The sequence below is a fragment of the Clostridium sp. C105KSO13 genome, from assembly GCF_001517425.1.
Lineage (GTDB): Bacteria > Bacillota > Clostridia > Lachnospirales > Lachnospiraceae > Muricomes.
Genome location: NZ_FBWL01000171.1, coordinates 142,601 through 166,357 on the forward strand (window position 1 = coordinate 142,601; position 23,757 = coordinate 166,357).

The following is a 23,757-nucleotide window of genomic DNA, read 5'->3' on the forward strand; positions in this document are numbered from 1 at the left end:
TGATCATGTTTCTAGAAGAAAACAAGGAGAGAATAAAAAGAGAATATTGTGCCAGACAAAAGGAGCTTCCCGGGTTATTTGCGGAAGTGGATGAAAAAATGGCAGACTGCCGTCAGGAGGTGGTTCTTGCCCTGCAATATTTATATACGTATTCACCGTACAGTGACGTGGGAAACTATCCCTTTGAGTATTTTCTTGATTTTGCAGAACATGGTGTGAAACTTTGGAAGGAATCTGAAGAAGTAAAAAAGCTTCCGGAAGAAATATTTTTAAATTATGTACTTTGTCACAGAGTAAATGAAGAAGAAATTCTGCCCTGCCGAAGCTTGTTTTACAATCAGCTAAAAGACAGGGTGCAGGGAATGGCTCCAAAGGAACGCATGCTGGAGGTCAACTACTGGTGCGCGGAGAACGCAACCTATCAAAGTACAGATGACAGAACTTTGTCGGCATTGGCAGTGTATAAAAGAGGAAACGGCAGATGTGGGGAAGAGTCTACATTTATGGTGAATGCTCTCAGAAGTGTGGGAATTCCTGCAAGACAGGTTTATGCACCCCACTGGTCCCACTGTGATGACAATCATGCCTGGGTAGAAATGTGGTGGCACAAAACCTGGTATTTTACTGGTGCCTGTGAACCTCAGCCCATTTTGAACAGAGGATGGTTTACCAATGCATCTTCCAGAGCCATGATGATACATTCCCGCCGGTTTGATTCCGGAGTAGAAAAAGCTCTGGCCGGCCGGATGATTGGAAAGACGGGAATAACTGTGATGTTTAATGAACTGGACCGTTATGCAGTGGTTAAAAAAGCAAAGGTACACATAATAGATGAGAATGGCAGTCCGGTGCCGGGCGCACAGGTTTTCTTTGAAGTACTCAATTATGCACAATTTTTCCCGATTGCTCAGACTATCACAGATGAGACAGGAGAGACATATTTATTTACAGGGGTTGGCAGTTTGCATATTCGTGCAGAGCTGAACAAGCAGGCAGAGTTGTGTGGGGATGGGTTTATCGATACCGACAGAGAGGATATTTGCACAATTAAGCTGACAAAGAAAGCACCTAAGGAAGAATGGCTGGCTTACGATATGACTGCTCCCCATGACACTCCTGTACATACAGATGCCCCTACAAAGGAACAGGTTCTGTCAGGTGATGTAAGACTTAAAGCAGCTGCCAGGATAAGAGAGTCCCATATGCGTACCTTTACAAATCCAGACAGAGAAGCTTTTTTAACCGGAGATACGAAGCCGGGGGAAAATGGAGAGCTGCGTCAGGCTATGCTTGATGTTTTGACAGTAAAGGATCAGACAGACTGTAAATATGAAGTCCTGGAAGAACATCTGCAGTATGCCCTTCCCTATAAAAAACAATATCCCCATGATACCTTTGTACGGTATATCTTAAACCCGAGAGTGGAAGATGAGATACTTTCTACTTATCGGAAGAAGATCATCCAGACATTTGGTGCCGAAGAGATGAGTAAGTTTAGGGGAACGCCTGCCGCTATATGGGACTGGATTACTCTGAATATCTGTACCTGTCCTAAAAAAGAACAGGACAGCCTTATAACCCTTCCCGCTGCAAGCCTGAAGCTTCATACCGCCAGCCCTCGCTCCCAAAAGGTGCTTTTTGTAGCTATTGCAAGGTCATTGGGTATTCCCGCAAGACTGAATCCTGTCAGCGGTACAATGGAATACATGGCGGGAGACACATTTGTTCCCGTTTTGCCGGAAGAGTTATCGGACTGCCATCTGGTCTTAGAAAGAGGGGCAGATGATGCATGGAATTACTTCCAGGATTGGAGTATAGCCCGTTTTGTAGAGGGAAAATATGTTTCTTTAACGCTTTCAGATACCCTGTGGGAAGATGAAGAACTGCATCTGCAGCTAAAACCCGGCATATACAGGATTCTGACCGCCAACCGGATTCCCAATGGTTCGGTATTGACAAATCGGTATGAACTCCGGCTGGAGAGCGGTGAAGAAAAGAAAATCAGTCTGATGAAGAGAGAGGCAGACCTAAGTGATATGCTGTTGAATATTGATATGCCGGATTTCTATGTCCGGGATTGCAGCGGAAAGGAAATTAGCGGAGGTGATTTGAGCAGCAGCGGTCAGCATATTTTTTTCTGGCTGGAGGGAAGCAGAGAGCCTACTATTCATATTTTAAACGAATTGCTGGGACAAAAGGAGGAATATGCAGGATACCAGAATGAGATGATTTTTATTGTCCAGTCAAAGGCAATGCTTGCAGACAAAAATATTGCCCAGGTTTTGCGGACATTTCCCGGAATACGGGTCTTCTACGATGATTTCGCAAGAAATGTAGAGCTGCTGGGCAGACGTGTGTATGTGGATCATGAAAAACTTCCATTAATTATAGTTACCTCCGGAAAGCTAACTGCGGCCTATGCAGAAAGCGGATACAATGTGGGAACAGGAAATATGATGCTCAGGATTCTGGAAGAAATCCGGAATACCCGGGAATGAAATGGAGGTAGGAAACGTTGAAAATAGATTTAAGTGAAATCAGCGGAAAAAGACAATATCAGTTTGTAGAAAAATTTAATTATATACGGGAAGCAGGCACAAAAGGTGAGAAAAAGGCAGCGAATGAGATATTAAGATATCTCGAGAAAACGGGACTTACAGCTGTCACAGAAGAATTTGAATTTCCTGCATATGAGATTATGGAGGCGAGACTTAAGGTTACACAGCCATATGAAAAAGAGTATCGGGTAATAGGGTATAAAAAATGCGGAAACACACCGGAGAGCGGCATTGAGGCACCCTTTCTTTATATTGAAAACGGGGATGAAATCAGTCTGTCTTATGCAAAGGGAAAGATTGTCATGCTAAACGGACCGATACAGAAGAAAACCTATCAAAAATTAGTTTCCTTTGGGGCAGTTGGATTCATCACTATGTCAGGAACTCCAATCGATGAAGGGGAGGATCTGAAGCCTGCAGGGTACAGCCTGCGCGGCGTAAAAGAGCCTCCCGTACAGGGCGTGAATCTGCACTATAAAGATGCGGTGGAGCTGGTAGAAAATGGGGCTTCCCGGGTTAGATTAAAGCTGCAGCAAAGACAGGTGACGCGTGTCTCAAGAAATATTGTTGCCAGAGTAGAAGGTCTTGACAAGGCAGAGGAGATACTGACCTTAAGTGCGCACTACGACTCTGTTCCTCAGGGTCCGGGTGCCTATGACAATATGTCCGGTGCAGCGATTATCATGGAGCTTGCAGGATATTTTGCTAAAAATCCTCCCAGGCGTACGCTTGAGTTCATCTGGTTTGGGGCAGAAGAAGCAGGGCTTTGTGGGAGCAGGGCTTATGTGAGGACCCATGAAGCAGAACTTGCAAGACACAGATTCAATATGAATGTAGACCTGGCGGGACAGCTCATTGGCGGAACAGTAATCGGCGTGACAGGAGAAGCTAAAGTATGCCAGATGCTATCTTATCTGATGCATGAAGCCGGCATGGGTGTATCATTTAAAAATGACATTTGGGGAAGTGACTCCAACACATTTGCCTGGAAAGGTATACCGGCCATGACACTCAACCGAGACGGTTTCGGTATGCATACACGCTATGATACCGTCGAACTGATTTCTTCCTGTTCCTTAAAGCGCAGTGCAGATATCCTGCTGTATATCGCCAAAAATCTGTCCCAGGCAGAGGTCATTTCTTTTGAGAAAAAGGTACCGGAGGAAATGAAGCAGAGGCTGGAATTATATTATGAGGAAATATAAGACTCCTCTTTTTGTTTGTCTCGTTTGAATCTTGCAATTAGTTCTTCCAACATGTGTGCCTGGCTTGAAAGTTCTTGGCTTGCAGCAGCGTTTTCCTCAGAAGTGGCGGCATTTGCCTGGATTACGGATGAAATCTGCTCGACACCTTGATTTATCTGTGCTATGGCAACGGCCTGCATCTGGGAGGCATCTGCAATCTTGTTAATCAGCGTGATGGACTCATTTGTGGCATTTTCACTTTTTTGCAATGATTCAGCGGTAGCGGATGCAATTAAGGATGCTTTGTCAATTGCTTCCACTGCAGCTTTAATTAAAGAGGCAGTATCCTTTGCTGCTTCCGCTGATTTGCCAGCGAGGTTACGTACCTCATCAGCTACAACGGAAAAGCCCTTTCCAGCTTCGCCTGCACGGGCTGCTTCAATAGCTGCGTTCAAAGCCAGAATATTAGTCTGAAAGGCAATATCATCAATCATTTTAATGATTTTCGAAATCTCCTGGGATTTCTGCGCTATCCGCTCCATGGCTGTCACCATATTCTGCATCTCATTGCTGCTCATATTCATTTCTGTTCCAGAAAGAGACACTTTGTCATATGCAGATTTTGCATTTCCTGCATTTTGGGTGATTTGCTCTGTAACCTGTTCGATTGAAGCGGATAACTGTTCTACAGAACTTGCCTGTTCTGTTGCACCTTGAGACAGTGTTTGAGAAGTATTTGCTATCTGCCCGGAACCACTGTTTACCTGTTCTGCCGAGTTATGAATTTGACCTAACATGGCATTTAGGTTTATGAGCATTGTCTGCATGTAGGTTTTTAATTTTCGAAATTGCCCTTCGTACTCTTTGTGCAGTTCAACGGTGAAATCCCCTTCGGAAATCAAGTGCAGAGCATGGGATATTTCATCAATATAAGACTGGTAATTGTTAAGCTGCCCTATGGTGAGCCGGAAAGATTTGGCAAGCTGTCCTATTTCATCTTTCGAAGATACTGAGAGTTCTACATCAAAGTCACCGTCAGAGATGCGAGTCGCAGCAGCTGTAATTTTGCGGATTGGCTTTACAATATTACCACTTACAATACTGGTGATTATGATTACCGCAGCCAATACAAGAAATAACATTATAGACACAATGGTAATAACGGAACGAAGTCCACCACTAAGGATACTGTTTACCGTATCTATAGGTATTCCTACAAAATATATGCCTATGATTTGCTTGCTGTTATTATATAAAGGGGTATATTTTGTCATATACTTAGACCCAAGAATGTCTGCTTCACCGAAATATGTATTTTTGTTTAACCCCTTTTTGTATGCATCTTCATTGGTATCCAGCTTGGTTCCTATGACTCGTTTACCATTATTATCTTTGATTGTGGTCAATACTCTTTTAAAATCGTTGCCATCCTTTCCGAAAACAGTTGCAACCACATTCATTTTTTCAGAAAGCAGGTCAATGGCTTCATAGCTGCCTTCAATTTTCTGCCCATTTTCATCGATGAGTACGCCACTGCTATCTAGTGATAAAGTTCCAAACTGTTCTTTAAGTTGAACAGCGAGCATGTTATGCGCTGCTGTCAGTTGCTCTTCCACCTGTTTTTGCATAATCTTGTCTGTGGTTTTAAAACTTTCATAAACGCCAATTATGGCAGTGGAAAGTGATGTGATAATGACCAAAACAAGGATATTTAAGGTCAGTTTCGTTTTTAAGCTTTTCAAATTATGCACCTCTTTTTTATAGTTTAAAATCTATATATGATTATCGGCTGAATCCTAGTAATAATAACTAATATTATAAGTTTTCTGTAATATTTTTTATATTCAAAATATACGTAAACTGTATATAAGAGGTCATTAAAGAAAATAGCCCTTTATCGTTCAATTAATATTTAAAACGGCGTGTAGAGCCTTCCTGATTTCAGGCATCCGCTTTTGTTCAAACTCTGGCCGATCTTTAAGCCATTTCGTGTTTAGCGGGGAGGGATGGGGTAATATATAGGCCGGCTTATCATGAATTACTTGGTCTTGAAATACTAAATCAGCAAAGTTCCTTTTGGGGAAAAAATAGTTAGATGCATGTCTCCCTATTATAATGTAAATCAAGTTATCGACAGATTCTAATTCAAGATGCATCCATTTTTTTGCACAGTTCTTGGGCGGCGTACGGTCTCCTCCTTTTGGATTTTTTCCTGGATAGCAGTGCGCTATAGAGGTAATATAAAAGTAATCGGGGTTATAGAATACCTCATCTTGTATTTGATACCATTCCTGTCTAAGCTTTTTGCCACTCATATCATTAAATGGCTTTCCTGTTTCATGGACCAGCAGAGACGGGGCCTGACTAATCTGCATAATTTTAGATTGGGAATGCCCAAAAAATACCGGATGAGGTTCATACCCAAATAGTTCTTCGCAATCTCTGCACTGCAAGATTTCTTCTTTTAACTGTTGTATTTTCATAATGGTAGTCTCCAAAGAATATCAAAAAAGCCCATAAATCTGGGCTTTCTACTAGTAGCGGAAACTGGATTTGAACCAGCGACACCACGGGTATGAACCGTGTGCTCTAGCCAACTGAGCTATTCCGCCATATACGATATTTGAAAATGTATGGGACCTATAGGGCTCGAACCTATGACCCTCTGCTTGTAAGGCAGATGCTCTCCCAGCTGAGCTAAGATCCCATAACTTCACCGGTTTGCGATTGTATTACCCGCAACCCGCTTTGCTATTATACTATTAAAATTCGTCAGATGTCAACACCTTTTTCTGCTTTTTGAAATTTTGTAGTTTTGTGAAAAATCTGCTAAGTTGTCAGATATTTCCTTGAGCATATTAAGTCTATTTCTTGTAGCAATACTTTACTGATTATGATAAAATCAGAAGATGAGAAATTAATGGAGGAAAAAGTGATGAATGAAAAATCCAGAATTGTACTAAGGCTTGTGGCAGGTTTGTATCTTGTATATACAGGAATTAAATTGATTCAGGGACTTATGGCAGATAGACCTGCCAATATGGTCCTAATGTTTATAATAGCAGTAGTCTTTGTTATTGTCGGTGCCGTATTTGCCATTCTTTCTATAAAAGATATGAGAGAACTTAAAGGCACAGAATCGCCCGGGGAGCAAAGTGATGAGGAAGAGGTTCGGGAATCAGGAGAACCGCAGAACAGCGTGGAAATTGCCAAAGACGAGAACAATGAAAACAAGAACAATGTAAACCAAGAAGGAAGAAATACAGAGATCACGGACGAAAAAAAGTGATAGGGTGGATTTTATAACAGAGATAAGGAGAATTTAATATGCGTATAGGAATGGGGTATGATGTCCATACACTGACCACCGGAAGAAAGCTGATAATCGGAGGAGTGGAGATACCTTACAAAAAGGGACTCCTGGGACATTCAGATGCGGATGTGCTGGTTCATGCGATTATGGATGCTTTGTTGGGTGCTGCGGCCCTCGGTGATATCGGAAAGCATTTTCCAGATACAGATCTTCAGTATAAAGGGGTCTCGAGCATTGAGCTGTTAAAGCGTGTAGCACAGCTCATCGATGCTGAGGGGTATATTATAGAAAATATTGATGCCACGATAATTGCACAGGAACCTAAGATGCGGCCCTATATCGATCAGATGAGGGGCATTGTGGCAAAGGCACTTGGTCTCCTTGACGACCAGGTCAATATCAAGGCGACAACAGAAGAGGGGCTGGGATTTACCGGAAAGGGAGAAGGAATTTCTTCCCAGGCAATCTGTGCGCTGGAGAAGATAACAAATTTCAGCAGTTTTGATGTCACTCAGACTACAGCCGGCTGTGCGGGATGCCAGGGCTGCAAAAGAGAGTAGAGGAAAGGAAGTATAAGATGCGGCTTCGAAAACTTGACAGCAGTGAACACGGCCTGACAAGAGGTCTATGGGAGAAAGTGTTTAACGAGGACAGCAAAGAATTCCTGGATTACTATTATTTTATAAAAGCAAGAGATAACCAGATTTATGTAATAGAGGAGGAGCGGAAAATCCGCTCCATGCTCCAGTTGAATCCTTATGCTCTGCAGGTGGAAGATAAGCAATTTCTGTGTAACTATATTATTGCTGTTGCCACGGAGGAAAGTTACCGGAAGCGCGGCTATATGGGGGAACTGCTGCGAAAATCTATGAAAGATATGTATAGGCAAAGAGAGCCATTTACATTTTTGATGCCAGCAGCAGAGGCTATCTATACGCCTTATGATTTCCGTTTTGTTTACAGACAGAACCAGACAGAAATGTATGGCAAAGAGGGGATTGTGGAAGTGGACTTAAAGGATGCGGGGCCTGGTGACTCTGCTGATATGGCAGAATTCTTCAGAAATTACTTTGCTTTGCAGTACCAGGTATATGCCCTCAGAGATGAGAAGTATTATCAGACTATGATATTTGAACAGATGAGTGAAAACGGCGGGGTAAAGCTGATGAAGCTGGACGGACGTATTGTCGGAATGTTTGCTTATGCCAGAGAGGATAATCTTTACATCAGAGAACCCTTATATTTACGGGAATATGAAGAAGACTTCCAAAAGGCCGTTTACACATTAAGAAACGGGGCTAAGGCATCGGCAAAAGTATATGCGGGAAATGAAAGTGCAGAAACAAAAAAAGTTCCTACAATTATGGTGAGAATACTGCATTTGCAGTCACTTTTGAAATCTATGAACGTAAAGGCAGGAGAGAGGCTGGACTGTTCTTTTGCAGTGTTAGATCCGATCATAACAGCCAACAGCCGGGTATGGAAACTACTAAGCAGCGAAAATGATAGCTCGGTACAAGTTCGGGAGACAGAAGATTCAGAGGGAGTATTGACAATCAGCGCACTGACAAGTCTGCTGTTTGGTTACAAGACATTAAAAGAAGTAAGCCAAGAAGAAGATGTGGTAATCTCTGAAAGATTAGCAGATGAATTACAGAAAATTCAACCATTGAACAAAATATACTTAAATGAAGTGGTCTGAATATTCTGAAAACAGAGCGCAAAAGGGACAGTCCCCTTTTTCGTAGTTGACAAATTTGATAAGTTTGCATAATATGTATCTATATAGATAGAGTTTTAAAGGCAATGAGCGGAAAGAGTAGCAGGTTCTGAACTTTCAGAGAGAGGCTGCCACCGGCTGAAAGTGGCCTCAAGGGAGGAGTTTGTGAAGTGCATCCGGGAGCTGATTCTGCAAAAGTGACAGGCACTAGTAGCAGAGTACGGGGAGCATACGTTACGTGTGATAAGTGAAAGAAGAAATTCTTTTATTAGAGTGGAACCGCGGATATGACTTCGTCTCTTACAGGAGACGAGGTCTTTTTTCTTTCACAAGAAGGGAAGGTAGAAAGTTTTATGGGAATGATATCTTATATTAAAAATGAAATTCAGGTAATCAGGGAGCGCGATCCTGCAATAAAATCAAATATGGAGGTCTTGCTTTACCCGAGTTTTAAAGTTATACTTAACTATAGAGTGGCTCATAAGCTATATCTGAAGCAGCACTATTTTCTAGCCCGCTGGATCTCACAGAGAGCGGCAAGAAAGACCGGAATTGAAATACATCCCGGTGCAACGATTGGAAAGGGCCTGTTCATCGACCACGGAAGCGGAGTTATTATCGGAGAAACGACTATTATCGGGGATAATGTAACACTCTATCAGGGAGTTACTCTGGGCGGCACAGGCAAGGAACAGGGAAAGAGGCACCCTACACTGGAGGACAATGTGATGGTCAGTGCAGGAGCAAAAGTTATCGGATCCTTTACGATTGGTGAAAATTCAAAAATCGGAGCGGGGTCTGTTGTATTGGAAGAAGTTCCGCCTAACTGTACGGTTGTAGGCGTTCCGGGACGTGTTGTCCGTATGGACAATAAGAAAGTACCCAGAACAGATATGGATCAGATTCATCTGCCGGATCCGGTTCTGAGTGATATCAAAGAGCTTCAGGAATCCTGTGTTCGACTCAATGGTCAGGTTAAGGATATGGAAAAGCAAATGAAACACCTGCTTGACAAAAATAGTGGACAAAAAAGATGAGTCCTAAAAACAGCAAGAGGAGAGGAAGTATGAAATTATACGATACACTGTCAAAAAGAAAAGAAGAATTTATTCCCCTGGAACCGGGAAAAGTAAAAATGTATGTCTGTGGACCTACTGTTTACAATTACATTCATATAGGAAATGCAAGGCCTATGATTGTATTCGATACAGTGAGAAGATATTTTGAATATAAGGGATATGAGGTCAACTATGTGTCTAACTTTACTGACGTGGACGACAAGATTATAAAAAAGGCGATGGAGGAGGGCGTGGCAACATCTGAGATTTCCCAGCGCTATATTACAGAGTGCAAGAAGGATATGAAAGCTATGAATGTGAAGGCGGCCACAAAGAGCCCTCTCGCCACCGAGGAAATCTGCGGCATGGTGGACATGATTCAAACACTGATTGACAAGGGATTTGCCTATGAGAAGAATGGAACCGTCTACTACCGTACAAGAAAGTTTAAAGATTATGGAAAATTGTCTCATAAGAATCTGGATGATTTGCAGTCCGGCGGCCGCTCTCTGCTAGTGTCCGGCCAGGAAGAAAAAGAAGATTCTTTAGATTTTGTTTTATGGAAACCCAAAAAAGAAGGGGAACCGGCATGGAAATCTCCCTGGAGTGAAGGGCGGCCCGGCTGGCATATCGAATGCTCCGAAATGTCTAAGAAGTATCTGGGAGAGCAGATTGATATTCACGCAGGCGGAGAGGATCTGGTATTTCCTCATCATGAGAATGAAATCGCCCAGAGTGAATCTGCAAATGGCAAAGAATTTGCAAAATACTGGATGCATAATGCGTTTCTCAATATTGACAACAGGAAGATGTCAAAATCTCTTGGCAATTTTTTTACAGTCAGAGAGATCGGCGAGAAATATGACTTGCAGGTCCTGCGGTTCTTCATGCTCAGTGCTCACTACCGAAGCCCGCTGAATTTCAGCGCAGAGTTGATGGATGCAGCAGGGACGGGGCTGGAAAGGATTATAACCGCCGCAGATAATTTGAAGTTTCTGAAGAACAATGCGAAATTACAGAATATGACAGACGTAGAAAAAGAGGATTTTGAACGGACACAGGAGTATGTGGATGGATTTGAAAAAGCAATGGATGATGATTTTAATACAGCAGATGCAATCTCTTCCATCTTTGAACTGGTAAAATACACTAATACAACGGCAGACACAGAGAGCTCCGCAGAGTATCTGCAAAGTCTTCTGGATTTGCTGATAAAGCTGACGGATGTACTTGGAATCATCGTGGATAAAGATGACGAAATTCTGGCAGAGGATATCGAGGCTCTTATTGTGCAGCGCCAGGAGGCCAGAAAGAGCAAAAATTACGCGAGAGCTGATGAAATCAGAGAAGAACTTCTGTCAAAAGGTATTATACTGGAGGATACTCGAGAAGGGGTAAAATGGAAAAAAGCGTAGGATTTGAGTTTCACGAGTATATAAAAGAGATACTGGATCTTCAAGAGGTGGATATTGCAGGCTATTCACCTCTTGTTCTGGCATATATCGGTGACTGTATTTACGATCTGGTTATCAAGACCATGGTTATCAGCGGGGGAAATAAACCGGTACATAACCTACATGAGGAGACAAGCAGGTTTGTACAGGCTTCTGCTCAGTCATTGATGATGCGAGCTATGCAGGAACACTTGACAGAAGAAGAGCATGCAATTTACAGAAGGGGACGAAACGCAAAATCTGTTTCCCCCGCAAGAAACCAGTCCATCACGGATTACAGAAGAGCCACGGGATTTGAGGCACTTTTGGGATATCTATACCTGAAAGAGGATTACAAAAGACTTATCGATTTAGTAAAAATCGGCTTGGATAGCCTAGAGGAGTAATATGCAGGAAAAAGAAATAAACAAATTAGAAAACGACGGAAATACTTTAATAATCGAGGGCAGAAATGCAGTTATGGAAGCTTTTCGCTCGGGAAAAACAATTGATAAGCTTTTTGTTTTGAATGGCTGTCAGGACGGGCCTGTGAGGACAATTGTGCGAGAGGCCAAAAAACAGGATACGATTTTGAACTTTGTAGAAAAAGAAAGACTCTCACAGCTTTCCGAAAATGGAAAGCATCAGGGGGTTATTGCGTATGTGGCTGCCTATGATTATTCGGATATTGAAGATATGTTTAGTCTGGCAGAAAGGAAAGGGGAACCTCCTTTTCTGATTCTGCTTGATAATATTGAAGATCCCCATAATCTGGGGGCGATAATCCGTACCGCGAATCTGGCAGGTGCACACGGTGTCATCATACCTAAACGAAGGGCTGTGGGTCTTACTTCCACAGTTGTGAAAACCTCGGCCGGAGCTCTGAATTATACTCCTGTAGCAAAGGTTACAAATATATCTAAAACGATAGAAGAACTTAAAGAAAGAGGCCTTTGGTTTGTATGCGCAGATATGAGCGGTGAACCCATGTACAGCCTAAATCTCACAGGCCCTATTGGCATGGTCATAGGGAATGAAGGAGAAGGAGTAGGAAGGCTGGTAAAGGAAAAATGTGATTTTGTTGCAAGTATTCCGGTGAAAGGGGAGATAGATTCCCTGAATGCGTCTGTCGCAGCCGGAGTGCTGGCATATGAAATTGTTCGTCAGAGAATGAAATAAAAACCTGGAAAATATTACAGGCGGTCAGAATGAGAGAGGGTTGGACTGATGAGTAAATATGATGCGATAACAGACAAGCAGTTGATTTCAGATTTCCGGAACGGAAATTCAGAAATTATGGACTACATCATGGTAAAATATAAATCAATGGTCCGCAAAAAGGCAAGGGCAATGTATTTGATTGGTGGGGAAAATGAAGATCTTATACAAGAGGGAATGATTGGACTTATCAAGGCGGTCCGTGATTATGATCCTTCTCAGAAGGCTTCGTTTGTCAGTTTTGCTGAACTTTGCGTATCCAGACAGATGTACACTGCAATCGAAGCATCAAAAAGAAAAAAGCATCTGCCGCTAAACTCTTATATATCCCTATATGAAAATGGAGGTAATACAGACGAAGAGAAGAGCATTCCTTTGATAGACACTATCGAACCGGAGGTGGAGAACAATCCGGAAGCTCTGTATTTTGGCAAAGAATACACAGAAGCTTTTGCCGGGGAGTTAAAGAAAAATTTAAGTACTCTGGAAAACCGGGTGTTGTACCTTCATCTTATGGGGGCTGATTACAGGACAATTGCAGAATTGCTGGATAAGAGTCCCAAGACAATAGATAATGCACTCCAGAGAATAAGGAACAAGGCGGAAAGATTATTACCGGAATAAAAGAAAAGTCGGAAAAAGACCTATGAGTGAAAATATATTGCAGCATTGTGCAACATGTTCTGGAGGGATTACAATTAATAAAAATAGCCCGGGTTCCATAATGAATCCGGGCTAAAATATTTATATAATTTCGATAACATTTTTTGGGCCAGCTGCCTAGCGGATTCGAACCGCCGACCTCCGCCTTACCAAGGCGACGCTCTACCTACTGAGCCAAGGCAGCTTGTACGTGAATTTCACGCAACATTGATAATATACACTAAAAAGGGCAGTATTGTCAATATGGTTTGCTAAATATTTTCAGAATCCAGTATGATTGTGAATGGCCCGTCATTGATAAGGCTGACTTTCATTTCGGCTCCGAAGCTCCCGGTCTGGACTATCGGGACAGTTTTTCTGCATTTTTCTATGATATATTCGTAGAGGGCATTTGCCATATCTGGTTTTCCTGCTTCAATAAAGCTGGGGCGGTTGCCTTTTTTGCAGTTCGCATACAGGGTGAACTGGGAAACAAGGAGAAGACTCCCGCTTACATCGGACAGGGAAAGATTCGTTTTCCCATTTGCATCTTCAAAGATTCTAAGGCCGGTCATTTTCCGAATGAGCTTGTCCGCGGTTCCTTGGGTGTCGCTGTCTGAAATCCCGATCAAAACAAGAAATCCCTTTTTTATTTCGCCAATTACTTTTTCATCCACAGTCACGGATGCTTCCGTAACTCGTTGTATTACAAATTTCATATGCTTTCCCCTTGTTTTAGTTTATATGCTGTTTAGTTTATACTACATGTACCATAAAGTCCAGTACGCTTTTCCTGGGAAACCAATAAGATTACGGGCTATAAATATTATAAAAAATGAATGCTACTGTCAAGATGCAACGATTTGAGGAATACAGGAAATTAGTGGTGTGATTTATATGAGATTATGCTAGAATAAAAAATGTGGGGACCTTTAGTACAGGTGAAAGGTAGCAGTGATATGAGCCTGTTTAGAGATCAGCTCGTCCCGCTGAAAGAATGTCTGGAGGAATTACTGGAATTTATACAGGGACTGAAGGTAGAAGAAATTCCGTATTTTTACAGATCCATTGAAAACATGAAATATAATCTGGAAATTTGCTGTTTGGTTCAATATGAGGGGTGGGAACAGCTGGAGAGTATTCTAATAAGGGACTGGAAGGCAGCAAACCATATGCTGCTGGGAATCCCGGGATTTGATATTCGTGCGGACAATCCTGACAAAAAAGATGAGCTGAACTGCAGGTTTCTTGAACTTGTTTCCAATGTAGAAGAATTCTTACGGGCGGGAGAGAACTGACAAAAGGACGAGGGAAAAAACCTCGTTCTTTTGCTGTCAGGAGATTACTTGTCGTTGTATAGAATTTGTGGTAATATAATTGGGCAGAATGTTAGTATTTGAGGAGGAAATAATGGAAAACGAGACAGTTTCAAGGAATTTTATTGAACAGGAAATAGATAAGGACCTGGCGGAAGGTGTATATGACCATGTTAGTACCAGATTCCCCCCTGAGCCCAACGGATACCTTCACATTGGACATGCCAAGTCTATACTTTTGAACTACGGTCTTGCCCAGGAGTATAATGGAACATTCCATATGCGTTTTGATGATACAAACCCAACAAAAGAAGATGTGGAATTTGTAGATTCTATTAAAGAGGACATACAATGGCTGGGGGCGGACTGGGGCAATCATCTGTATTTCGCATCTGATTACTTTGATCAGATGTATGAATTTGCAGTGAAATTAATAAAAAAGGGAAAGGCATATGTTTGCGATCTTTCGCCGGAAGAGATTCGCGAGTACAGAGGAACGCTGACTGAGCCGGGAAAAGACAGCCCATACAGAAACCGCTCTGTGGAAGAAAATCTGGAGCTGTTTTCGGCTATGAAGAAAGGTGAATATAAAGATGGGGAGAAGGTTCTGAGGGCCAAGATTGACATGGCATCACCCAATATAAATATGCGCGATCCCATTCTTTACCGCGTTGCCCATATTTCTCATCACAGGACGGGGGATAAATGGTGTATTTATCCGATGTATGACTTTGCCCATCCGCTGGAAGATGCAATCGAGGAAATTACTCATTCTATTTGTACTCTGGAGTTTGAAGACCACAGGCCGCTATATGACTGGGTTGTAAAAGAATGCGAATTTGAACAGCCGCCGAGACAGATTGAGTTTGCAAAGCTGTATCTTACCAATGTGGTGACGGGAAAGCGCTATATAAAAAAGCTGGTAGAAGACCATATTGTGGACGGCTGGGATGATCCCCGTCTTGTGTCCATTGCGGCATTGAGAAGAAGAGGCTACACGCCAGAATCAATCAAGATGTTCATCGATATGTGCGGCATATCGAAGAGCCAGAGTTCTGTGGATTACGCCATGTTGGACTACTGCATCCGTGAGGACTTGAAGCTGAAGAAGCCCCGCATGCTGGCGGTACTCGATCCTATTAAGCTTATAATCGACAATTATCCGGAGAATCAGGTGGAATATCTGGATGTGCCGAACAACCTTGAAAATGAGGCCCTGGGCAGCAGAAAAGTGGCCTTTGGCAGAGAACTTTATATTGAAAGAAACGATTTTATGGAGGAGCCGCCGAAGAAGTATTTTCGTCTTTTCCCCGGAAATGAAGTACGTCTTATGTACGCATATTTTGTGAAATGCGTAAGTTTTGTAAAAGATGAGGCAGGAAATGTGACGGAGGTTCACTGTACCTATGACCCTGAAACAAAGAGTGGCGGAGGTTTTACCGGAAGAAAAGTAAAAGGGACGATTCACTGGGTACCTGCTTCCCATGCGGTAAAGGCGGAAGTCCGTCTTTATGAAAATCTTGTAGATGAAGAGAAGGGTGTATACAACAAGGAAGACGGTTCTTTGAATTTGAATCCGAATTCGCTTACTATCCTTAAGGATTGCTATGTGGAGAAGGCCTTTGATATGGCAAAGCCGGCCGACAGCTTTCAGTTTGTCAGAAATGGCTATTTCTGTATAGATGCAAAGGACTCAAAGCCAGATGCACTGGTATTCAACAGGATTGTTCCCCTTAAGAGCTCTTTTAAATTGCCAAAATAGTCACAAGGGGAACCATGAGATGAATGAATTGACGATCAACCTTCAGACTGACTCTAAGACTCCTCTTTATGAGCAAATTTACGACTATATAAAAAAGGACATTCAGAGTAAAAAAATTAAAAGCGGGGAAAAGCTTCCCTCTACCCGTTCCTTGAGTAAATATCTGGAGGTCAGCAGAAGCACAGTAGAGCTGGCCTATGAGCAGCTGTTATCTGAGGGTTACGTGGAGGCGGAACCTTACCGTGGGTATTTTGTGGCACAGATAGAAGGTCTATATCAGCTAAACCAGGGCACGGAGAAGATTCGAGAAAAGCCTGCAAAAGAAGCAAATCGATTTAAATATGATTTTACACCCAATGGAGTAGACCTGAAAAGTTTCCCTTATCATGTGTGGCGAAAATTATCAAGAGAGTGTCTGCTGGATGACAAGGCCGAAATGTTTCGTCTGGGACAACCTCAGGGAGAATATGGACTTAGGAATGCCATCTGCAATTATCTGCATCAGGCAAGAGGAGTTAACTGTCGCCCAGAGCAGATTATTGTAGGGGCTGGGAATGACTATCTTTTAATGCTTTTGACAACAGTTATCGGACAGAATCAAAAGGTTGCCCTGGAAAACCCCACATACAAGCAGGCCTACAGGCTTTTTAAAAATCTTTCCTATGAGACTTGCACTGTGGATATGGATTCCAGAGGCATGAAAATCAACCAGCTTAAGGATTCCGGAGCGGATATTGCATTTGTAATGCCATCCCATCAATATCCTATGGGAATTGTCATGCCTATCCGGAGGCGTCTGGAGCTTTTAAAATGGGCAGACGAAAAAGCGTTTCGCTATATCATAGAGGATGATTATGACAGTGAATTCCGCTACAAAGGGAAACCAATCCCGGCGCTTCAGGGATATGACAATCATGACAAGGTAATCTATATGGGCACCTTTTCAAAGTCCATTGCACCGGCGATACGAATGAGTTATATGGTGCTCCCGAACCCGCTGCTTGCATTGTACCAGGTGAAAAGCGGGTTCCTTAATTCTACTGTTTCAAAGGTAGATCAGCTGATCGTACAGAAGTTCATAGAAGAGGGATATTATGAGCGCCACTTGAATAAGACAAGAGCTCTATATAAAAACAGACATGATGTATTGCTGGGGTGCTTGAAAGGAATGCAGGATATCTGCACGGTGTCGGGAGAAAACTCCGGTGTTCATTTATTGCTTCACTTTGGAGAGGGATTGTCTGAGGAAGAGCTGATACAAAGGGCAAAAGCGGAAGAAATAAAGGTTTACGGGGTGACAGAGTATTATGTTGAACCCCCGAAAAAGAGGAATGCTACAATACTGCTTGGATATGCAAATATGAATGAAGAGAGGATAAAAGAAGCGGTCACCATTTTGGAAAAAGTGTGGAGAGAAAAAATAGCAGAACAAACAGGACCAAAGGATAATTCCCCGGCCCTGTGAGAATAATCAGACTGTTATTTAATTTCAATAGAAGGCGATTTCTCTTCATCTGAAACCGCTCCATCAGGAGTCTCACCGGCGCCGTCCGCAGAAGTATTGTCCGTTGTTTTTTTCAGCGGGACATACTCTCTGTCACGGACAGGCTGAAGATCACTGTCCAAATCAAAATCCTCATCTTCTGTAAGGTCCTGGCTGTCACCACAGCTGCATTCATCAGATCTGCTTTTGCAGAAATAAGCTATGATAAGACCAATTGCAGTACCAACGGTTGCAAGACTTATGAACCATTTTAAAAACTTTTTCAATTTATAAGTCTCCTTTCTATGGGGTAATAATTGAACTTAGCACTTATTGTAATACTTTTCAGGTGTAATTACAATGAGAAAATCGAAATAATATTTTACATAAAGATGAAAATATAGTATAATCCATAAGGCGGTGGGTTCATAAGAACCGCTAATGAATTTTAGCAGTGACAATATACGCAGGAGGGTTCAAAATGGTAAAAGCAGTAGTAGGTGCTAACTGGGGCGATGAAGGAAAAGGCAAGATTACAGATATGCTGGGAAAAGAGGCCGATATCATCGTTCGTTTTCAGGGGGGAGCAAATGCAGGACACACAATTATTAATGATTATGGGAAATTTGCACTGCATACACTGCCATCCGGGGTGTTTTACGACCATATAACCAGTATTATCGGGAATGGTGTAGCGCTGGATATTCCTGTTTTATTTAAAGAAATCCAGTCCATTATTAATCGGGGAGTTCCAAAACCGAAAATTCTTGTATCTGACAGAGCACAGATTGTAATGTCATATCACAAAGATTTTGACGCATACGAGGAAGAAAGGCTGGCAGGAAAGTCCTTTGGTTCTACAAAGTCGGGGATTGCACCATTTTATTCCGACAAGTATGCAAAGATTGGTTTTCAGGTCAGTGAGTTATTTGATGACAAGCTTCTGAAAGAAAAGGTTGTGCGTGTTGCAGAGCAAAAGAATGTGATGTTGGAACATTTATACCACAAGTCACCGATTGATCCTGACGATTTATATAAAGAACTCAAAGAATATAAAGAGATGATTGAACCTTATGTATGTGATGTTTCTCTTTATCTGCACAATGCCTTGCAAGAAGGAAAGCATATACTGCTGGAGGGGCAGCTCGGCTCCCTTAAGGATCCGGATCACGGCATTTACCCAATGGTTACGTCTTCTTCTACGCTGGCAGCTTACGGTGCAATAGGTGCAGGAATTCCTCCTTATGAGATTAAGCAGATCATCACGGTGTGCAAGGCATATTCCAGTGCAGTCGGAGGAGGCGCCTTTGTCAGCGAGATTTTCGGAGACGAAGCAGAAGAGCTGAGACACCGCGGCGGGGACGGCGGAGAGTACGGTGCTACGACCGGACGTCCCAGACGTGTAGGCTGGTTTGACTGCGTGGCATCAAAATACGGCTGCAGAATGCAGGGAACAACAGATGTGGCCTTCACCGTTCTGGATGTGCTGGGTTATCTTAATGAGATTCCGGTATGCGTTGGATACGAGATAAACGGGGAGGTAACTACTGAATTTCCAGTCACCCATCTCCTTGAAAAAGCGAGGCCGGTATGGAGGAAATTCCCAGGATGGAAATGTGATATCCGCGGAATCAAAAAGTATGAAGATCTGCCGGAAAACTGCAGAAACTATATTGAATTTATAGAACAGCAGATTGGTTATCCGATTACTATGATCAGTAACGGCCCCGGCCGGGATGATATCATTTATCGAAATTAGTCAAATACCCCGCAGTAAGCTGCGGGATATTTTGACTCTCGCGGCAGTCGCTAAATGGAAATGCCAGCATTTTTGCCTGGCTTGTTGCTGGCGGGAATAAACAGTTGTGTTGACTGCCCGAGCCCTGTATTTTTGCAGGGCTCTTTTTCTTATACCTTTTCCACAAATATAGTATAGTTGCCTGGTAAAACTTTTAGCATACTTAAGAGGGGGCAATCATATAATAATAAGGCCGGTGTCTATCGGCAAGGAGGTATTTTTATGCGTCAGAGCAACAATAAAAAAACAGTACAAGAGATGATTTCGATGGAAGAATACCTGGAAAGAAGACAAGAGAAAAGAAAAACAGAAATAGCAGAAGATCCGGTAAAGGGAAGCAGAGCGACAGAATGGAGTGCAGCTATGGAACTTGTACAATTATTGTATGTATAAGAAACTAAGACTCTTCATCTGTATCATCTGATTTTTCATTTTGAAACAGACGGTAGATTAATCCATAAGCATATAAAAGAACAGGTACAAAAATTGTGGCGGCTACTGACACTTTCAGCAAATCAGCGGAGGCAGAGCGATCAAAAACGGCGAAAATCAAAGTGCTTCCATATAGACAAATGAGAAGAATAGCACCGATTAAAGCGAGAATACGTTTGGCTTTTTTCATGACAACCTAAATCCTTTCTATTGCATATAATGTTATTAAGTAATAAATTTATTATAATTGAAACGGGGAAGCATTTCAACTTTGAATTGAAAATGATCATATTTTGTTATATAATGGGTGCGCAAGTGAAACTTAGAAAAAGGAGTTATATACCATGAGCGAAAAGTGTTTATTAGACCAGTGGAGAGATATGGCCTATGATAAAGAACAGACAAGAGAACAATTAGAAAAGTTCTGGGGCACATATTTTAATATTGAGAAAGAAATTTATGAGCAGCTTCTGGAAAAACCGGATACAGAGGTAAAAGGCACCGTAAAGGAGCTGGCTGGGAAGTATGGACAAGAAGTCCTGACAATGGTAGGGTTTCTGGACGGTATCAATGACAGTCTGAAGGTTCCTAATCCTATTGAGACAATGGAGGAGACAACAGAGGTGAGCCTTGCATTCGATAAGGAAAAGCTATATAAAAACATGGTCGATGCAAAAGCAGACTGGCTTTATGAGCTTCCACAATGGAATGAGATTTTTGATGAAGAGACTAGGAAGCGTCTGTACCGTGAGCAGAAGCAGTCAGGCACCATACGCAAAGAAAAGAAAATAGGAAGAAATGATCCCTGTCCCTGCGGAAGTGGCAAGAAATATAAAAAGTGCTGTGGAAGAAATGCATAATTAAATCGAATGAGAATATATTTTGAAGTTGTCGGCATAATATGTCTATTATATTACAGTGCCATTTGTCTGTATACAAGAAAACTCAATTCTACCTTTGCTTTATTCTGGCCGGTGTGCAGCGGGATACATATTCTGCTAGGTCTCCTGGCTTTTAAGGGAAAGTGGAGTATTCTACTGTGGATTATAATTTTTTTGCTCTGGGTTATTTTTCTTTCAGTTGAAATACAAATCTGCACTGCAATGACGAAAAGAGCAGAAGCCGGGCTTTCGTATATTATCGTTCTCGGTGCTCAGGTCCGTGGAACAAAAATAACCAATTCATTGATGAGGAGGCTTGATGCAGCTCTTTGTTATCTGGAAGAAAACTCCGAAACCAGCGTAATTGTTTCAGGCGGACAGGGCAAGGGAGAAGATATTAGTGAAGCATTTGCTATGGCAGAATATCTGTATCAGCACGGAATTGATGAAAAGCGTATTATTTTGGAGGATACATCCAAATCTACAATGGAAAACTTAAAAAACAGCAGTAAGATAATAGATGATTTAAGCAGACCTGTTGGAGTTGTGACAAATAATTTTCACATGTACCGTGCGCTGCAGATTGGCAAAAAGGCCGGGTTCAAGAATGTCCGGGGAATTGCTGCCACATCGAACCCGGTATTACAGTTAAATTATCTGGTAAGAGAATTTTTTGCTGTAATCTGGATGAAAAATAGCAGTTGACAAAAATGCCGACAGTGTTATAATGAGTCTAGATTTAGAAGAAAACACATTGACGAGACGAGTAGGGTGTGAAAGGATACAGAGAAGGAAGCCAAAGGCTGGAAGCTTCCCATTGCGGAAACATCTGAAAACTACCTCTGAGTGGCTGAAAACAGTCCGGTGATTCCGTTATCATCAAAATGAAGTGGTTCTGGCAGCAAGTCTGCTGGCTCAATTAGGGTGGAACCGCGAGATTATTGTAAACTCGTCCCTTTCTACAGCTTTTCTGTAGGAAGGGTTTTTTAATGCAAAAAAATTTATGAGAGGAGAAGAATATGAAGGTTATTTTAAAAGACGGATCAAGTAAAGAATATGCAGAAAGCAAGTCTTTGATTGAAATTGCAAAAGATATCAGCGAAGGGCTGGCCAGAATGGCCACAGCCGGAGAAATAAATGAAGAGGTAGTGGATTTAAGGACAGTTGTTGATAAGGATTGTAATCTCAATATACTGACATTTCAGGATGAGAAAGGAAAGGGAGCATTTCGTCATACTGCATCCCACATTATGGCTCAGGCTATAAAAAGATTATATCCGGACACGAAGCTTGCAATCGGACCTTCCGTAGCAGACGGGTTTTATTATGATATTGATAGGGATGAGCCGCTTGTCGCTGATGATCTAGAAAAAATTGAAACGGAAATGAAAAAGATTGTAAAAGAAGCACTTCCTATTCAGCAGTTTACAAAACCGAGAAAAGAAGCTATTGAGTATTTTAAAGAAAAAGATGAACCATATAAAGTAGAATTGATTGAAGATCTTCCCGAAGACTCTGTAATTAGCTTTTATTCTCAGGGAGAATTTACAGATTTGTGCGCAGGCCCACATCTGATGAACACGAAAGCCGTAAAAGCGTTTAAGCTTACAAGCCTGGCAGGTGCTTACTGGCGAGGCAGTGAGAAAAACAAAATGCTGCAGAGAGTTTATGGAACAGCATTTCCCAAAAAGGCTGAGCTGGATGAGTATTTGACAATGATGGAAGAAGCAAAGAAGCGCGATCACAGAAAATTGGGCAAAGAACTCGGTCTTTTTATGATGCGTGATGAAGGACCCGGCTTTCCGTTTTTCCTTCCAAACGGAATGGTTCTCAAGAATACACTTTTGGATTACTGGCGCCAGATACACACAAAAAACGGATACCAGGAAATTAATACTCCGATTATGTTAAGCCGCCACCTGTGGGAGACATCAGGGCACTGGGATCATTATAAGGACAACATGTATACAACGGTAATTGATGATGAAGATTTTGCAATCAAACCAATGAACTGTCCGGGCAGCATTTTAGTATATCAATCAGAACCCCGTTCCTACCGCGACCTTCCGCTGCGACTGGGAGAGCTGGGACTGGTTCACCGCCACGAAAAATCAGGCCAGCTTCATGGTTTGATGCGGGTACGCTGCTTTACCCAGGACGATGCCCATATTTTCCTGACACCGGAACAGATTCGAGATGAAATTAAAAAAGTTGCAAAACTAATTGACGAAATATATGCTCTCTTTGGATTCAAGTACCATGTTGAACTCTCCACCAGGCCTGAGGACAGTATGGGAAGCGATGAGGACTGGAATATGGCTACTGATGCGCTGCAAGGTGCTCTGGAGGAGTTGGGGCTTCCTTACGTGGTAAATGAAGGGGACGGCGCATTCTACGGCCCGAAGATTGATTTTCATCTGGAGGATTCCATTGGAAGGACATGGCAGTGCGGCACCATCCAGCTTGATTTTCAGCTCCCGCTGCGTTTTGAGATGGAGTATACAGGAGCCGACGGGGAAAAGCACAGGCCGATTATGATTCACCGTGTGGCCTTTGGTTCCGTCGAGCGTTTTATTGGTATTTTAATTGAGCATTTTGCCGGTGCATTCCCCACCTGGCTGGCACCGGTTCAGGTTAAAATACTGCCGATTTCAGATAAGCATAAGGAATATGGCCAAAAGGTTCTGGAAAAATTACGAGATGAAGGTATCCGAGCAGAAATTGATACACGTGCAGAGAAGATTGGATATAAAATCCGTGAAGCGCAGATGAAAAAGATTCCATATATGCTTGTAGTCGGAGCTAAGGAAGAAGAGGAAGATCTTGTCTCTGTCAGAAGCAGAGAGACAGGAGATGAAGGTCAGAAGAATTTGGACGAATTTATTGCATCTATAAAAAAAGAAATTGACGAAAAATCTGTCCGTGAAAGGAAAGAGACAGAATAATTTAACTGTTGGCT

23 protein-coding genes, 3 tRNA genes and 1 other annotated feature are annotated in these 23,757 nt (G+C 42.3%); of the genes, 18 read left to right on the plus strand and 8 right to left on the minus strand.

Translation table 11 applies throughout. From position 1 onward, the window contains the following. The first annotated feature begins 5 nt into the window (after positions 1–5). Both BN3456_RS14160 and BN3456_RS14165 read left to right on the plus strand, forming a co-directional pair. The gene (locus BN3456_RS14160) at positions 6–2,498 is read left to right on the plus strand and encodes a transglutaminase-like domain-containing protein (RefSeq protein WP_242862891.1); all 2,493 of its coding nucleotides are present in this window, start codon (positions 6–8) and stop codon (positions 2,496–2,498) included. Positions 2,499–2,515: 17 nt separating this feature from the next. Continuing rightward, positions 2,516–3,763: a M28 family metallopeptidase gene (locus tag BN3456_RS14165; protein WP_242862892.1), complete on the plus strand. Its 1,248-nt coding sequence runs from the start codon at positions 2,516–2,518 to the stop codon at positions 3,761–3,763. Here the strand turns inward: BN3456_RS14165 and BN3456_RS14170 are convergent. The 4 genes from BN3456_RS14170 to BN3456_RS14185 form a co-directional block, all read right to left on the minus strand. Next, positions 3,748–5,484, minus strand: coding sequence for a methyl-accepting chemotaxis protein (locus tag BN3456_RS14170; protein ID WP_141654526.1), 1,737 nt, complete (start codon positions 5,482–5,484; stop codon positions 3,748–3,750). The genes BN3456_RS14165 and BN3456_RS14170 overlap by 16 nt on opposite strands. 159 nt (positions 5,485–5,643) lie before the next feature. After that, on the minus strand, positions 5,644–6,225 hold the full coding sequence (locus tag BN3456_RS14175; protein WP_089985167.1) for a uracil-DNA glycosylase family protein: 582 nt from the start codon (positions 6,223–6,225) through the stop codon (positions 5,644–5,646). Between the two features lie 55 nt (positions 6,226–6,280). Further along, positions 6,281–6,354: transfer RNA gene (locus BN3456_RS14180), tRNA-Met, on the minus strand. 22 nt (positions 6,355–6,376) lie between these two features. Beyond that, positions 6,377–6,449, minus strand: a tRNA-Val gene (locus BN3456_RS14185). 228 nt (positions 6,450–6,677) lie between these two features. On the opposite strand from BN3456_RS14185, the gene BN3456_RS14190 reads away from it, so the two are divergent. The 8 genes from BN3456_RS14190 (at position 6,678) to BN3456_RS14225 (ending at position 13,108) form a co-directional block, all read left to right on the plus strand. Continuing rightward, entirely contained in the window at positions 6,678–7,031 is a 354-nt protein-coding gene (locus BN3456_RS14190; RefSeq protein WP_141654527.1) for a hypothetical protein, read from the plus strand. 38 nt (positions 7,032–7,069) lie between these two features. Next, positions 7,070–7,615 carry a 2-C-methyl-D-erythritol 2,4-cyclodiphosphate synthase gene (gene ispF / locus BN3456_RS14195; protein WP_089985171.1) on the plus strand — a complete coding sequence of 182 codons (546 nt, stop codon included), beginning with the start codon at positions 7,070–7,072 and terminating at the stop codon, positions 7,613–7,615. 17 nt (positions 7,616–7,632) lie between these two features. Then, entirely contained in the window at positions 7,633–8,757 is a 1,125-nt protein-coding gene (locus BN3456_RS14200; protein ID WP_089985174.1) for a GNAT family N-acetyltransferase, read from the plus strand. Positions 8,758–8,852: 95 nt separating this feature from the next. Continuing rightward, positions 8,853–9,079: a binding site (T-box leader), on the plus strand. A gap of 55 nt (positions 9,080–9,134) precedes the next feature. Continuing rightward, on the plus strand, positions 9,135–9,812 hold the full coding sequence (epsC, locus tag BN3456_RS14205) for a serine O-acetyltransferase EpsC (protein WP_347458081.1): 678 nt from the start codon (positions 9,135–9,137) through the stop codon (positions 9,810–9,812). A gap of 29 nt (positions 9,813–9,841) precedes the next feature. Continuing rightward, positions 9,842–11,248: a cysteine--tRNA ligase gene (gene cysS, locus BN3456_RS14210; protein ID WP_089985176.1), complete on the plus strand. Its 1,407-nt coding sequence runs from the start codon at positions 9,842–9,844 to the stop codon at positions 11,246–11,248. Then, complete coding sequence (locus tag BN3456_RS14215) at positions 11,233–11,673, plus strand: Mini-ribonuclease 3 (RefSeq protein ID WP_089985179.1); 441 nt, start codon at positions 11,233–11,235, stop codon at positions 11,671–11,673. The genes cysS and BN3456_RS14215 overlap by 16 nt, the downstream gene beginning before the upstream one ends. 1 nt (position 11,674) lies before the next feature. Continuing rightward, positions 11,675–12,445 carry a 23S rRNA (guanosine(2251)-2'-O)-methyltransferase RlmB gene (gene rlmB / locus BN3456_RS14220; protein ID WP_089985181.1) on the plus strand — a complete coding sequence of 257 codons (771 nt, stop codon included), beginning with the start codon at positions 11,675–11,677 and terminating at the stop codon, positions 12,443–12,445. A 48-nt stretch (positions 12,446–12,493) separates the two neighbouring features. Beyond that, the gene (locus tag BN3456_RS14225; RefSeq protein ID WP_089985182.1) at positions 12,494–13,108 is read left to right on the plus strand and encodes a sigma-70 family RNA polymerase sigma factor; all 615 of its coding nucleotides are present in this window, start codon (positions 12,494–12,496) and stop codon (positions 13,106–13,108) included. A 150-nt stretch (positions 13,109–13,258) separates the two neighbouring features. Here the strand turns inward: BN3456_RS14225 and BN3456_RS14230 are convergent. Both BN3456_RS14230 and dtd read right to left on the minus strand, forming a co-directional pair. After that, positions 13,259–13,331, minus strand: a tRNA-Thr gene (locus BN3456_RS14230). Positions 13,332–13,398: 67 nt separating this feature from the next. After that, entirely contained in the window at positions 13,399–13,845 is a 447-nt protein-coding gene (gene dtd, locus BN3456_RS14235) for a D-aminoacyl-tRNA deacylase (protein WP_089985183.1), read from the minus strand. 240 nt (positions 13,846–14,085) lie between these two features. On the opposite strand from dtd, the gene BN3456_RS14240 reads away from it, so the two are divergent. The 3 genes from BN3456_RS14240 to BN3456_RS14250 all read left to right on the plus strand — a co-directional run bounded on the left by BN3456_RS14240 (position 14,086) and on the right by BN3456_RS14250 (position 17,669). Then, complete coding sequence (locus BN3456_RS14240; protein WP_089985185.1) at positions 14,086–14,424, plus strand: hypothetical protein; 339 nt, start codon at positions 14,086–14,088, stop codon at positions 14,422–14,424. Between the two features lie 112 nt (positions 14,425–14,536). Continuing rightward, positions 14,537–16,204 carry a glutamine--tRNA ligase/YqeY domain fusion protein gene (locus BN3456_RS14245; RefSeq protein ID WP_089985186.1) on the plus strand — a complete coding sequence of 556 codons (1,668 nt, stop codon included), beginning with the start codon at positions 14,537–14,539 and terminating at the stop codon, positions 16,202–16,204. Between the two features lie 19 nt (positions 16,205–16,223). Continuing rightward, on the plus strand, positions 16,224–17,669 hold the full coding sequence (locus BN3456_RS14250) for a MocR-like pyridoxine biosynthesis transcription factor PdxR (protein ID WP_089985188.1): 1,446 nt from the start codon (positions 16,224–16,226) through the stop codon (positions 17,667–17,669). A gap of 14 nt (positions 17,670–17,683) precedes the next feature. Here the strand turns inward: BN3456_RS14250 and BN3456_RS14255 are convergent, their stop codons facing one another. Then, positions 17,684–17,974 (minus strand): hypothetical protein, encoded by a 291-nt coding sequence (locus tag BN3456_RS14255; RefSeq protein WP_242862893.1) that lies wholly within the window; start codon positions 17,972–17,974, stop codon positions 17,684–17,686. A gap of 194 nt (positions 17,975–18,168) precedes the next feature. Between BN3456_RS14255 and BN3456_RS14260 the strand changes: the two genes are divergently transcribed. Then, positions 18,169–19,446: an adenylosuccinate synthase gene (locus tag BN3456_RS14260; protein WP_089985191.1), complete on the plus strand. Its 1,278-nt coding sequence runs from the start codon at positions 18,169–18,171 to the stop codon at positions 19,444–19,446. 261 nt (positions 19,447–19,707) lie between these two features. Beyond that, positions 19,708–19,878: a hypothetical protein gene (locus tag BN3456_RS15990; RefSeq protein ID WP_176699213.1), complete on the plus strand. Its 171-nt coding sequence runs from the start codon at positions 19,708–19,710 to the stop codon at positions 19,876–19,878. 4 nt (positions 19,879–19,882) lie between these two features. On the opposite strand, the gene BN3456_RS14265 is transcribed toward BN3456_RS15990, so the two are convergent. Further along, the gene (locus BN3456_RS14265; protein ID WP_089985193.1) at positions 19,883–20,107 is read right to left on the minus strand and encodes a hypothetical protein; all 225 of its coding nucleotides are present in this window, start codon (positions 20,105–20,107) and stop codon (positions 19,883–19,885) included. Positions 20,108–20,261: 154 nt separating this feature from the next. Here BN3456_RS14265 and BN3456_RS14270 point away from each other — a divergent pair, with 154 nt between their 5' ends. The 3 genes from BN3456_RS14270 (at position 20,262) to thrS (ending at position 23,743) form a co-directional block, all read left to right on the plus strand. After that, on the plus strand, positions 20,262–20,777 hold the full coding sequence (locus BN3456_RS14270; RefSeq protein WP_089985195.1) for an SEC-C metal-binding domain-containing protein: 516 nt from the start codon (positions 20,262–20,264) through the stop codon (positions 20,775–20,777). 243 nt (positions 20,778–21,020) lie between these two features. After that, the gene (locus BN3456_RS14275; RefSeq protein WP_242862894.1) at positions 21,021–21,503 is read left to right on the plus strand and encodes a YdcF family protein; all 483 of its coding nucleotides are present in this window, start codon (positions 21,021–21,023) and stop codon (positions 21,501–21,503) included. Positions 21,504–21,817: 314 nt separating this feature from the next. Further along, positions 21,818–23,743, plus strand: a complete 1,926-nt coding sequence (gene thrS / locus BN3456_RS14280; RefSeq protein WP_089985198.1) for a threonine--tRNA ligase — start codon at positions 21,818–21,820, stop codon at positions 23,741–23,743. Positions 23,744–23,757: the final 14 nt, after the last annotated feature.

Coding starts and splice junctions, on each gene's coding strand:
- BN3456_RS14160 (WP_242862891.1), top strand. CDS start 6: ATGTTTCTAGAAGAAAACAAGGAGAGAATAAAAAGAGAATATTGTGCC.
- BN3456_RS14175 (WP_089985167.1), bottom strand. CDS start 6,225: ATGAAAATACAACAGTTAAAAGAAGAAATCTTGCAGTGCAGAGATTGC.
- BN3456_RS14190 (WP_141654527.1), top strand. CDS start 6,678: ATGAATGAAAAATCCAGAATTGTACTAAGGCTTGTGGCAGGTTTGTAT.
- ispF (WP_089985171.1), top strand. CDS start 7,070: ATGCGTATAGGAATGGGGTATGATGTCCATACACTGACCACCGGAAGA.
- BN3456_RS14200 (WP_089985174.1), top strand. CDS start 7,633: ATGCGGCTTCGAAAACTTGACAGCAGTGAACACGGCCTGACAAGAGGT.
- epsC (WP_347458081.1), top strand. CDS start 9,135: ATGATATCTTATATTAAAAATGAAATTCAGGTAATCAGGGAGCGCGAT.
- cysS (WP_089985176.1), top strand. CDS start 9,842: ATGAAATTATACGATACACTGTCAAAAAGAAAAGAAGAATTTATTCCC.
- BN3456_RS14215 (WP_089985179.1), top strand. CDS start 11,233: ATGGAAAAAAGCGTAGGATTTGAGTTTCACGAGTATATAAAAGAGATA.
- rlmB (WP_089985181.1), top strand. CDS start 11,675: ATGCAGGAAAAAGAAATAAACAAATTAGAAAACGACGGAAATACTTTA.
- BN3456_RS14225 (WP_089985182.1), top strand. CDS start 12,494: ATGAGTAAATATGATGCGATAACAGACAAGCAGTTGATTTCAGATTTC.
- dtd (WP_089985183.1), bottom strand. CDS start 13,845: ATGAAATTTGTAATACAACGAGTTACGGAAGCATCCGTGACTGTGGAT.
- BN3456_RS14240 (WP_089985185.1), top strand. CDS start 14,086: ATGAGCCTGTTTAGAGATCAGCTCGTCCCGCTGAAAGAATGTCTGGAG.
- BN3456_RS14245 (WP_089985186.1), top strand. CDS start 14,537: ATGGAAAACGAGACAGTTTCAAGGAATTTTATTGAACAGGAAATAGAT.
- BN3456_RS14250 (WP_089985188.1), top strand. CDS start 16,224: ATGAATGAATTGACGATCAACCTTCAGACTGACTCTAAGACTCCTCTT.
- BN3456_RS14260 (WP_089985191.1), top strand. CDS start 18,169: ATGGTAAAAGCAGTAGTAGGTGCTAACTGGGGCGATGAAGGAAAAGGC.
- BN3456_RS15990 (WP_176699213.1), top strand. CDS start 19,708: ATGCGTCAGAGCAACAATAAAAAAACAGTACAAGAGATGATTTCGATG.
- BN3456_RS14265 (WP_089985193.1), bottom strand. CDS start 20,107: ATGAAAAAAGCCAAACGTATTCTCGCTTTAATCGGTGCTATTCTTCTC.
- BN3456_RS14270 (WP_089985195.1), top strand. CDS start 20,262: ATGAGCGAAAAGTGTTTATTAGACCAGTGGAGAGATATGGCCTATGAT.
- BN3456_RS14275 (WP_242862894.1), top strand. CDS start 21,021: ATGACGAAAAGAGCAGAAGCCGGGCTTTCGTATATTATCGTTCTCGGT.
- thrS (WP_089985198.1), top strand. CDS start 21,818: ATGAAGGTTATTTTAAAAGACGGATCAAGTAAAGAATATGCAGAAAGC.